This is a genomic window from Limibacillus sp. (genome assembly GCA_037379885.1).
Classification (GTDB): domain Bacteria; phylum Pseudomonadota; class Alphaproteobacteria; order Kiloniellales; family CECT-8803; genus JARRJC01.
In genome coordinates, this window is record JARRJC010000078.1 from 1 (window position 1) to 9,501 (window position 9,501).

General features: G+C 66.4%; 11 protein-coding genes. 8 read left to right on the plus strand and 3 right to left on the minus strand.

Translation table 11 applies throughout. The features are described 5' to 3' along the window. The first annotated feature begins 204 nt into the window (after positions 1-204). The gene (locus P8X75_14120) at positions 205-918 is read left to right on the plus strand and encodes a DUF1223 domain-containing protein (protein MEJ1996320.1); all 714 of its coding nucleotides are present in this window, start codon (positions 205-207) and stop codon (positions 916-918) included. An 80-nt stretch (positions 919-998) separates the two neighbouring features. Here the strand turns inward: P8X75_14120 and P8X75_14125 are convergent, their stop codons facing one another. Next, on the minus strand, positions 999-2,495 hold the full coding sequence (locus tag P8X75_14125) for a CoA-acylating methylmalonate-semialdehyde dehydrogenase (GenBank protein MEJ1996321.1): 1,497 nt from the start codon (positions 2,493-2,495) through the stop codon (positions 999-1,001). 263 nt (positions 2,496-2,758) lie between these two features. Here P8X75_14125 and P8X75_14130 point away from each other — a divergent pair, with 263 nt between their 5' ends. The 5 genes from P8X75_14130 to P8X75_14150 all read left to right on the plus strand — a co-directional run bounded on the left by P8X75_14130 (position 2,759) and on the right by P8X75_14150 (position 7,067). Continuing rightward, a complete protein-coding gene (locus P8X75_14130) occupies positions 2,759-2,998 on the plus strand; it encodes a hypothetical protein (GenBank protein MEJ1996322.1) in 240 nt (79 codons plus the stop codon). A gap of 127 nt (positions 2,999-3,125) precedes the next feature. Then, positions 3,126-4,268, plus strand: coding sequence for an ABC transporter permease (locus P8X75_14135; GenBank protein ID MEJ1996323.1), 1,143 nt, complete (start codon positions 3,126-3,128; stop codon positions 4,266-4,268). Positions 4,269-4,279: 11 nt separating this feature from the next. Then, positions 4,280-5,074 (plus strand): ABC transporter ATP-binding protein, encoded by a 795-nt coding sequence (locus P8X75_14140; GenBank protein MEJ1996324.1) that lies wholly within the window; start codon positions 4,280-4,282, stop codon positions 5,072-5,074. A 3-nt stretch (positions 5,075-5,077) separates the two neighbouring features. Next, positions 5,078-6,430, plus strand: coding sequence for an MlaD family protein (locus P8X75_14145; GenBank protein ID MEJ1996325.1), 1,353 nt, complete (start codon positions 5,078-5,080; stop codon positions 6,428-6,430). After that, positions 6,408-7,067 carry an ABC-type transport auxiliary lipoprotein family protein gene (locus P8X75_14150; protein MEJ1996326.1) on the plus strand — a complete coding sequence of 220 codons (660 nt, stop codon included), beginning with the start codon at positions 6,408-6,410 and terminating at the stop codon, positions 7,065-7,067. Before P8X75_14145 ends, P8X75_14150 begins: the two co-directional genes overlap by 23 nt. Here the strand turns inward: P8X75_14150 and P8X75_14155 are convergent. Next, complete coding sequence (locus P8X75_14155; GenBank protein MEJ1996327.1) at positions 7,059-7,670, minus strand: hypothetical protein; 612 nt, start codon at positions 7,668-7,670, stop codon at positions 7,059-7,061. The genes P8X75_14150 and P8X75_14155 overlap by 9 nt on opposite strands. A 369-nt stretch (positions 7,671-8,039) precedes the next feature. Between P8X75_14155 and P8X75_14160 the strand changes: the two genes are divergently transcribed. Both P8X75_14160 and P8X75_14165 read left to right on the plus strand, forming a co-directional pair. Further along, positions 8,040-8,429 (plus strand): DoxX family protein, encoded by a 390-nt coding sequence (locus P8X75_14160; GenBank protein MEJ1996328.1) that lies wholly within the window; start codon positions 8,040-8,042, stop codon positions 8,427-8,429. A gap of 10 nt (positions 8,430-8,439) precedes the next feature. Further along, positions 8,440-9,267: a CmcJ/NvfI family oxidoreductase gene (locus P8X75_14165; protein ID MEJ1996329.1), complete on the plus strand. Its 828-nt coding sequence runs from the start codon at positions 8,440-8,442 to the stop codon at positions 9,265-9,267. Between the two features lie 17 nt (positions 9,268-9,284). Here P8X75_14165 and P8X75_14170 read toward each other — a convergent pair. Beyond that, on the minus strand, positions 9,285-9,501 hold a 217-nt coding region (locus P8X75_14170; GenBank protein MEJ1996330.1), incomplete at its 5' end, for a LysR family transcriptional regulator.

The window sequence follows — 9,501 nt, forward strand, 5'->3', positions numbered from 1 at the left end:
GCCAGACTCGGCCAAGCCATCAACCGCCTGCTGGAATGCGAACTGGCCTGCAAACGCACGGGCGCGCCAGCGGCCCTGCTCACCTCACGCGCGCTCTTCGAGATCACGGCACGGGCACCAAGGCAGAGGCGCTAGACCGTCCCCGCGCCGCTCTCACCCGGACGTGATACGCCGGTGAGGGGGAAAGGGCCTAGGGTTAAAGGCATGAAACAGATCATGCGCATCGCCGCCTTCGCGGGCCTATCGGTTCTGATCGCGTCCGGGCTTTCCCGGCCAAGCGCGGCGGGAGAGGGGCCGGTGGTGGTCGAGCTCTTCACCTCGCAGGGCTGCAGCTCCTGCCCGCCGGCCGACGCCCTGCTGGACGAGTTGACCGAACAGCCCGACGTGATCGCGCTCTCCTTCCACGTCGACTATTGGGACTACATTGGCTGGCAGGACCCCTTCGCCGACCCGGCCTATACCCAGCGTCAGCGCAACTACCGCCCGCACCTGGGCAACCGCTTCATCTACACACCGCAGATGGTGATCGACGGCCATATCGATGTCGTCGGATCGCGCCGCATCCAGGTCTCCCGCGCTATAGAAGAGGCCCGGGCGGATGAAAAGCTGCCCGTCTTCCTCTCGCGCGACAGCGTGTCCCTGCCGGCCGGACCGGCGCCCAAAGGCGGCGCCACGGTCTGGATCGCCTTTCTCGACGAACGGCACGAGACGCAGGTGGGCGCGGGCGAGAACGGCGGCCGCAAGCTGGTCAATTCCCACGTGGTTCGCCAACTCTCCGCCATCGGCACCTGGAAGGGGGAGACCCTCTCCATCCCGCTGGCCGGAAACGAGTCGGACGCGGGCCGCTACGGCTGCGCCGTGCTGGTTCAGGAGAACGGCAGCGGGCGCATCCTGGGCGCCGCCTTCATGACCCTCTGACCGGCTCGCGCCGCTCAAGGAAAAAGGCCCCGGGCGCGATGCCGGGGCCTTTCTCGTTTCAGCCGGCGTTTCGGCGGCCTCTACTTCATCGTCGGCATGATGAAGTCGGCGCCGCTGCGGATGCCTGTCGGCCAGCGTGACGTGATGGTCTTCAGCTTGGTGTAGAAGCGCACGCCCTCAGGCCCATGCATGTGATGATCGCCGAAGAGGGAGCGCTTCCAACCGCCGAAGGAGTGGAAGGCCATGGGCACCGGGATCGGCACGTTGACGCCGACCATGCCGACCTGGATGCGGCTGGAGAAATCGCGGGCGGCGTCGCCGTCGCGCGTGAAGATCGCCGTGCCGTTGCCGAACTCGTGTGCGTTGATCATCTCCACCGCCTCGGCGTAGTCATTGGCGCGCACAACGGAGAGCACCGGCCCGAAGATCTCTTCCTTGTAGATGCGCATGTCCGGCGTGACTTCGTCGAACAGGCAGCCGCCCAGGAAGTAGCCCTTCTCATAACCCTGGAGGCTGGCGTTCCGGCCATCGACCAGAAGCTTCGCCCCCTCCTCGACGCCCAGGTCCACGTACCCCCGCACCTTCTCCAGGTGCTGCTCGGTGACCAGCGGGCCCATCTCGGCCTCGGGGTCGTTCCAGGGGCCGATCTTGAGCTGCTGCACGCGCGGCGTCAGGCGCTCGATCAGCTGATCGCCCGCCTCGCCGACCGCGACGGCGACGGAGACCGCCATGCAGCGCTCGCCCGCGGAACCGTAACCCGCGCCCATCAGCGCATCGGTCGCCTGCTCCATGTCGGCGTCGGGCATCACGACCATGTGGTTCTTCGCGCCGCCCAGGGCCTGCACCCGCTTATTGTGCGAGGTGCCGGTGTGGTAGACGTACTCGGCGATGGGCGTCGAACCGACGAAAGAAACGGCCTGAACGTCCGGATGGGTCAAGAGCGCGTCGACCGCCTCCTTATCGCCGTTCACCACGTTGAGAACGCCCGCAGGCGCGCCGGCCTCGAGCATCAGCTCGGCCAGAATCTGCGGGGTCGAGGGGTCACGCTCGGAAGGCTTCAGGATGAAGGTGTTGCCGCAGGCCAGGGCCACGGGGAACATCCACATCGGCACCATGGCCGGAAAGTTGAACGGCGTGATGCCCGCGCAGACGCCCAGCGGCTGGCGGACCGAATGGCTGTCCACGTTGGTGCCTACGTTCTCGCTGAACTCGCCCTTCAAGAGGTGCGGGATGCCAGTCGCGAACTCCACGACTTCGAGACCGCGCACCACTTCGCCCTTCGCATCGGCGAAGACCTTGCCGTGCTCGCGGCTGATCTGCTCGGCGAGACGGTCGTGGTTCTTCTCGATCAGTTCCTTGTAGCGAAACAGGACGCGCGCGCGGTTGAGCGGCGTGGTGGCCGACCAGGCGGCCAGCGCGGCCTTGCTGGACTTGACGGCGGCGTCGACTTCCGCGGCGCTGGCCAGGGAGACCCTGGCGCTCTCCTCTCCCGTCGAGGGATCGAAGACCGGGCTGCTGCGCCCGCTCTGGCCCGCGACGGCCTTGCCATCGATGAAATGCTCCACTGTCTTGGTCATGGCGCTCCAAGCTCCCTCGCTGTCGGTGATTTTTCGCCGCTGGTGATAGCGCAAAGCCCGGCCTCTGTCGAGCGGTCGGAAGGCAGGCTTGTCCGCAGGGCTGCCGTGCATCCGCCCTTGCAATCGGCCCGCCGCCTCCCTTTCTAAAGGGGTGGGAAAGAAAAGACAGGACGTGCCAAGGATGGTCCAGAAGGCCTTTGAACAGCTAAGCCTGAAGGAAGCGGTGCGCGAGGCGCTGATCGTCGATCAACCGTCTGACCCGCTTGCTGGAAGAGCTTGTCCAGGAGGACGCCGATGCGGGCCGTCCGCTGTTGGCTTCCCTGGTCATCAGCCGGTCGCGCGAGCGCATTCCGGCGCGCGGTTTCTTCTGCCTGATCCACACGCTGGGCCTCTACGACGGCCCCGACGAAGGCCCCAAGGCGCGCGAATATCATCAAGAAGAGGTCGAGATGGCCTGGGCCTACTGGGGCGACGGCCCCTGCGAAGACTGTAGCTGCCGGTAATCCCGGCGCCCAGATAGCCGCCGCAGAGCCCAAAGCTCCATCACCGAATTGATACGGCTTGCCGCTTGCCTTGCCTGCCCGGCGGCGTCACCCTGAACCCTGGAGAGTCCGGTAGGCAGGGGAGCCCATGGCCGAGGCCGCAGCGGAACAGGCGGATATTCAGTTGTTGCGGGATGGAGCGGCCGGACGGCTGGTCTGTTCGGGCGACTGGAGGCTGCCTGCCTTGCCGGAGCTTCTTCCGGTCTTCGACCGCCTGGACCTCAAGGGTTTGACCCGCCTCGAAGTCTCTCTCGAACGCGTGGCGAGGATCGACACCGCAGCCGCCTGGCAGCTCTACCGCCGCATTGGCGCCTGGCGGGACGCCGGGGCCGAGGTGGAGGTGACCGGCCTGCGCGAGGAGCAGAAGGACCTCTTGGCCCAGGTGGCGGATCTCGCAGCGTTGGAAACCGCGCCCGGCCCGAAGCGGGAAATTATCCGGGAGTTCGTCGAGCGCATCGGCGTGGCCACGGTGGCGATCGGGCTTGAGGCGCGCGATCTTCTAAACTTCCTCGGCATGACCATCGTGACGCTGGGCCGCGCCCTCGGCAATCCCAGGCGGCTGCCCTTCACCGCCATCGTGAACCACATGCAGCAGACCGGCCTGAACGCTCTGCCCATCGTCGGGCTGCTCGCCTTTCTGATCGGCGTCGTGCTCGCCTATCAGGGTGCGGACCAACTCGCGACCTTCGGCGCGGAGATCTTCACGGTCAATCTCGTGGGTCTCGGCGTATTGCGCGAAATGGGCATCCTGATTACCGCCATCATCGTGGCCGGGCGGTCGGGTTCCGCCTTCACCGCGCAGATCGGCACCATGCAGGTGAACGAGGAAATCGACGCGCTGGAGACCATCGGTCTGGACCCGGTCCAGGTGCTGGTCCTGCCGCGCGTGATCGCGCTGGTGCTGGTCTTACCGCTTCTCACCTTCTACGCCGACGTCCTGGGGGTACTGGGCGGCGCTTTCATGTGCATCTACGCGCTGGACATCACGCCGGAGCAGTTCATGAAGCAGTTCCAGGCCGCCGTTGCGATCGACCACTTCTGGGTCGGTCTCTCCAAGGCGCCCATCTTCGCCTTCATCATCTCGCTGGTCGGCTGTTTCGAGGGCATGAAGGTGGGCCGCAGCGCCGCTTCCGTCGGGCGGCAGACCACCAAGGCGGTGGTCGAGGCCGTGTTCCTGGTGATCGTCCTCGACGCCTTCTTCTCGATCTTCTACTCCATCATCGGTGTGTGAGGGGCTGGGGGATGGACAAGGATTTGGCGATAGAGGTGACCGGGCTGGAGACCCGCTTTGGCGCCACCTCCATTCACAAGCACCTCGACCTGCGCGTCCGCCGCGCCGAGATACTGGCCCTGGTCGGCGGGTCGGGCACGGGTAAATCCGTGCTCTTGCGGAACATCGTCGGTCTCATGACCCCCTACCGGGGCCAGATCGAGATCCTGGGCGAGCGGCCCATCGAGATGAACCCGCGCGAGCGCCATGCCTTCAAACGCCGCTGGGGCATGCTGTTCCAGGACGGCGCGCTCTTCTCCTCCCTGACCGTGGCCGAGAACATCGAGGTGCCGCTGCGCGAGCACCTGAGGCTGCCGGCGAGCCTGCGCCGGGAGGTGGCGCTGCTGAAGATCGGCATGGCCGGCCTGAATCCGGACGCGGCGGACAAATACCCCTCCGAACTCTCCGGCGGCATGCGCAAACGCGCCGGGCTGGCCCGCGCGCTCGCCCTGGACCCGGAGATACTCTTGCTCGACGAACCGACCGCGGGATTGGACCCCATCGGCGCGCACAACTTCGACAAGCTGATCCGCAGCCTTCAGCGCGCGCTGGGCCTGACGGTGGTGATGGTGACGCACGACCTGGATTCCCTCGCCGCGATCGCCGACCGCATTGCCGTGCTGGTCGACAAGCGTGTTAAGATCGGCACGATGGAAGAGCTTCGGCGGGATCCGCATCCCTGGATCCAGGAATATTTCAACGGGCCGCGCGCCCGGGCCGCTTTCGAGACGGCGGAGCTGCGCGGCGAAGGGGAGGCGGGGCTGTAGAGCATGGAGACGCGCGCCAACTACCTGCTGGTCGGCCTTTTCGTGATCGCGCTTTTCCTGGGCAGCGTGATCTTCGTCGGCTGGCTGACCGACCTGCGCGTGGATCAGCGCTTCGACCGCTACGACATCGCCTTTACCGGCAGCGTCGCAGGGCTGCGCGACGGCGCCACGGTCAGCTACCGGGGCATCAACGTCGGCACGGTTGAGGAGATCACCATCGACCCTGAAAATCTGGAGCGCATCCTGGTCACGGTGCAGATCAACGCCGACACGCCGGTGCGCAGCAACACGACCGCCACGCTCGCCATTCAAGGCTTGGCGGGCGGCGCCTACATCCTCTTGAGCGGCGGCACCGAGGAAGCGCCGCCCCTGGAGCCCCCGCCGGGCCGGGAACGCGCGGTTATCGTCGCCCAGTCCTCCGGCCTTCAGGAGTTGCTGGAAAGCGCGCCCAGCGTCCTCAGCGAAGCCAACATCGTGCTGCAAAGAGCCAACGACCTGCTGAAGGAAGAGAACCGCGAGCAGGTCGCCATCGCCTTGGAAACGCTGACGCGCCTGCTGCGCAACCTTGACAGCGCGACCAGCGAGATCCCCGGCCTGGTCGACCGCACCGGCCAGACCATCGACAAGATCGGACAGTCTGCCGACTCCATGACCGCTTTGGCGGGCAGCTTCGAGGCCACTGCAGTTGAGCTTCCCGGCATCGTGCGCCAATCGAACGAGACTCTGGAGAAGGTGGGCCGCACCGCCGACGGGGTCTCCGAGCTCACGAACTCCTTGAACGAGAGCGCGAACAAATTGCCGGGCGTGATCGACCGCACGGATGAGACCCTGGAGAAGGCGGGCACCACCGCCGACAGTGTGACCAGTCTGGCGGGCAACCTCGATGAGACAGCCAAGATGCTGCCCGGCCTGGCCGAGCAATCCGGGGAAACCCTGGAGCGCTTCGGCCAGACGGCGGAGAGCATCACGGCGCTGGCCGACGGCCTGGCGACGGACTCGCGCCGCCTCGCCGAGCAGGCCGACGCCACGCTGGGGGCCCTGCGGTCCACCGCCGAAACGCTGAACGAAACGGTGGATCAGGCGGATGACGACGTTGCGGCCACGCTGACGGCGATCCGCAATTCGGCGGAGAACTTCGAGAAGCTGGCCGTGTCGCTGGAAGGCTTCGTGGCCGAGAACCGCGAGCCGCTGGCCGAGTTCTCCAATCAGGGCCTCTTTGAGATCACCACCTTCTTCAATCAGGCGCGCGAACTGGTGAACAACGTGAACCGCCTGCTGCTGCAGGTCGAGCGCGACCCTGGGTCCTTCATCTTCGGAAGTGGAAGCCAAGGATATGAACCGCCCGAACAGCAATAAGAGCCCGGCGCTGGGACGCCGTCCCTTCTTGGCGGGCCTCGCGGGCCTGGGCGGCCTGGCGCTACTGGGCGGCTGTGCCGGCCTTCTGCCGCAGCCCGGCCCGCCGCCCAAGCTGTACCGCCTGACGCCGCAGTCGACCTTTCCTGATAATCTGGAGCCTGTCGATTGGGCGCTCCTGATCGACAGGCCCGAGTCCTCGGCGGGCCTGGACGTGCCGCGCATCGCCCTGATGCGTTCGCCCGTCGGCCTGGAGTACTACGCGCAGGCCGCCTGGACCGACCGGGCGCCACGCATGGTCCAGGGGCTGGTGACGGAGTCCTTCGAGAACTCCGGTTTCTTCCAGGCCGTCGGCAGCCAGTCTCTTGGCCTGCGCGCCGAGTTCCTGCTGAAGTCAGAGTTGCGGGAGTTCCAGGTCGAGTACTTCGAAGGACCGCTGCCGGTCGCCCACGTGCGGATCAACGCCAAGCTGGTAGACGGCGTTTCGCGCCGGATTCTGGAAGGTGAGTCCTTCTTCGCAAAAACGGAAGCCACCGCCAATTCGCTGGAGGCCGTGGTGCTGGCGCTCGACGAATCGCTCAACAAGGTGATCAAGCGCCTCGTGGTCTGGACCCTGGAAACGGGAAGAGCGTTAAGTTAATCCATCGCTCGGCCGATCCGGCGACCGCCAAAGGTGCACGCCGGCGGGCGGCAGGTTGCGCAAGACCCAGCGGACGCGGTGCTCGGCGCCGCCGATCTTGAGCGGCGTGCGGGGCAAGTAGCTGTACTGCAGGAAGCAACGGACGCGGGGGTCGCCCAGCAGACGCTCCGCCTGCGCTGCGAAGAGCCTGCGCTCGAGGGGCGAGAGGTTCACGACGGGGATGCAGGACACCACCGCGATCGGCCGGTCGCCGGGCAGCGCATCCAAGGAGAAATCGGGCCCGCAGACGTCAGCCTCGCGGAGTTCAGCCTCGGGCAGCGCGTGCTGCGCCAGGGATAGGAGCTCCGGACTGCGGTCGAAACCGTAGATCGCCTGCCCCCGAAAGGCGCGCCCCACCGCGCCGGTGCCGATGCCGAGGATGGCCACGCTCAAGGGGCCGGGCGCCACCTCTTCCACCATTTCGCGCATCACGGCGCCGAGAAACCGCTGCGAGGGAACCAGCGAGCCCACATGACGCGGATCGCGAAGAAAGTTCCTTAGGAACACAAGGCGGGAACGCAGCGCGCCGCTGAACGGCAGTAACTCTGACGATAGGTTGCTCATGCGGGTCGCTCCGCCGACTGATGGCGCCAGACCCGAAACAGGCTCCGGGGCGCAGCGGCACTCCTCAAAGGGAAAATAACATTTTTGATGGGTTCGGGCATCCGGCAGATTTCAAGGGCTCGCAAGCTTGTGTCGTGGCCGGGTCCGGATCGCGAGGCTGGAGGCGCTGGCAATCCGCCGGATGATGACTCATATGGTGATCAGAAGAAGGAATGCGAACGGCGAAAGCAGTAAGCCGCCGCCTTGACGGCAGCGCTCTCCAACTCGTGATCGCCCCTGCTGGCCGCCAAGGACCGCGTCGCCTTGACCCCGCTCTCGGACGCTTTCTAGTGTAGGCGCGCTTTCACGACAGCTCGCCGGAGAAACAGAATGAAGTTCTTGAAGCCCTACAGCCCCTTCCTCTTGAGTGCGCTACGCATCATGTCCGGGCTGCTTTTGCTACAGCATGGCACCACGAAGTACCTGAGCTTTCCCGAAACCCAGATGAGCGGCGCTTCCCCCGCCAGCATGAGCGGCGCCGCGGGCCTGATTGAGCTGGTGGGCGGCCTGCTGATCGTCGCCGGGCTCTTTACCCGCCCCGTCTCCTTCATCGTCTCCGGCATGTTGGCGGTCGCCTATTTCTACGCCCACGCAGGACGGGACTTCTTCCCGATTCTGAACGGCGGCGAGCTGGCGGCGCTCTACTGCTTCGTCTTCCTCTACCTCGCCGCCGCCGGGGCCGGCCCGCTCAGCGTCGACCGCATCCTGAAGCGGGATTGAGGAGCGGCAAATGACGGAGTCCCCCGGCTTCACCGCCACGCTGAAGTTCCTCGCGCCCAGCGACACTCCGCCGGTCTACCGCGCCTCTCAGGGCGGTGCCGACGCGCAGCTCGACCTGGAAGGCGACTACGCCGAGCACGCCGTCCGGATCGCCGACGGACGCGCGGCAGAGGGGCGCACCGCAGAGGGGCGCGCCGCCGAGGGACTCTCGCTGGACCGGGAGGGCTTCCGTCTCCTGCGCCACCAAAGCGCCGTCGCCGACTTCTACGACGCAGAGGCCGTGGAGAAGCTCTACAGCCGCGAAGTTGAAACGACCGGTGCTGCGCGCACCCACTGCTTCGACCACACCCGCCGCGCCGCTTCCAGCCGGACGCGCGGTCAGCATGGGACGCGCGAGCCTTCCGCCGTGGTGCACAACGACTACACCGACAAGTCAGGACCCCAGCGCGTGCGCGACATCATGGGCGAGGAGGCCGAAGACCTGCTGGCGCGGCGTTTCGCCATCGTCAATGTCTGGCGGGCGATCCGCCACCCAGCGGAAACCTCGCTGCTGGCCCTCTGTAGCGCCGAGTCCGCGAGAGACGAGGATTTGATCCCAACGCCGCGAATCGCCAAGGACCGGATCGGCGAGTTGATGCTGGCCCACTACAACCCCGGACAGCGCTGGCTCGCTTTTCCCTCCATGACGCCGGAGGAGGCGCTGCTGTTGAAAACCTATGACAGCGCCAAGGATGGGCGCGCGCGCTTTGCCATCCATACCGCCTTCGACAACCCGCATGCCCCGGCGGACGCCAAGCCCCGCGAGTCCATCGAAAGCCGCGTCTTCGCTTTTTTCTGAGGGTCGGTATCCCAGACTCACGCAGACCTGACTTCCGCCTTCTCCAGTATCCAGGCCTTCAGGCTCGACACTGCGCTCCGCGGGGCCGGGGTCCTGTCCCGCAGGTAGTAGCTCCAGGGGCAGGAGGCCGTCTCTGCGAAGGGCCTGCGCAGAAGTCCCCGCTCGCAGAGCAGCGCCGAGAGGGAGCTGGGCAGGACCGCGAGGCCGCTACCCGCCGCCGCCATTTCGAGAGCG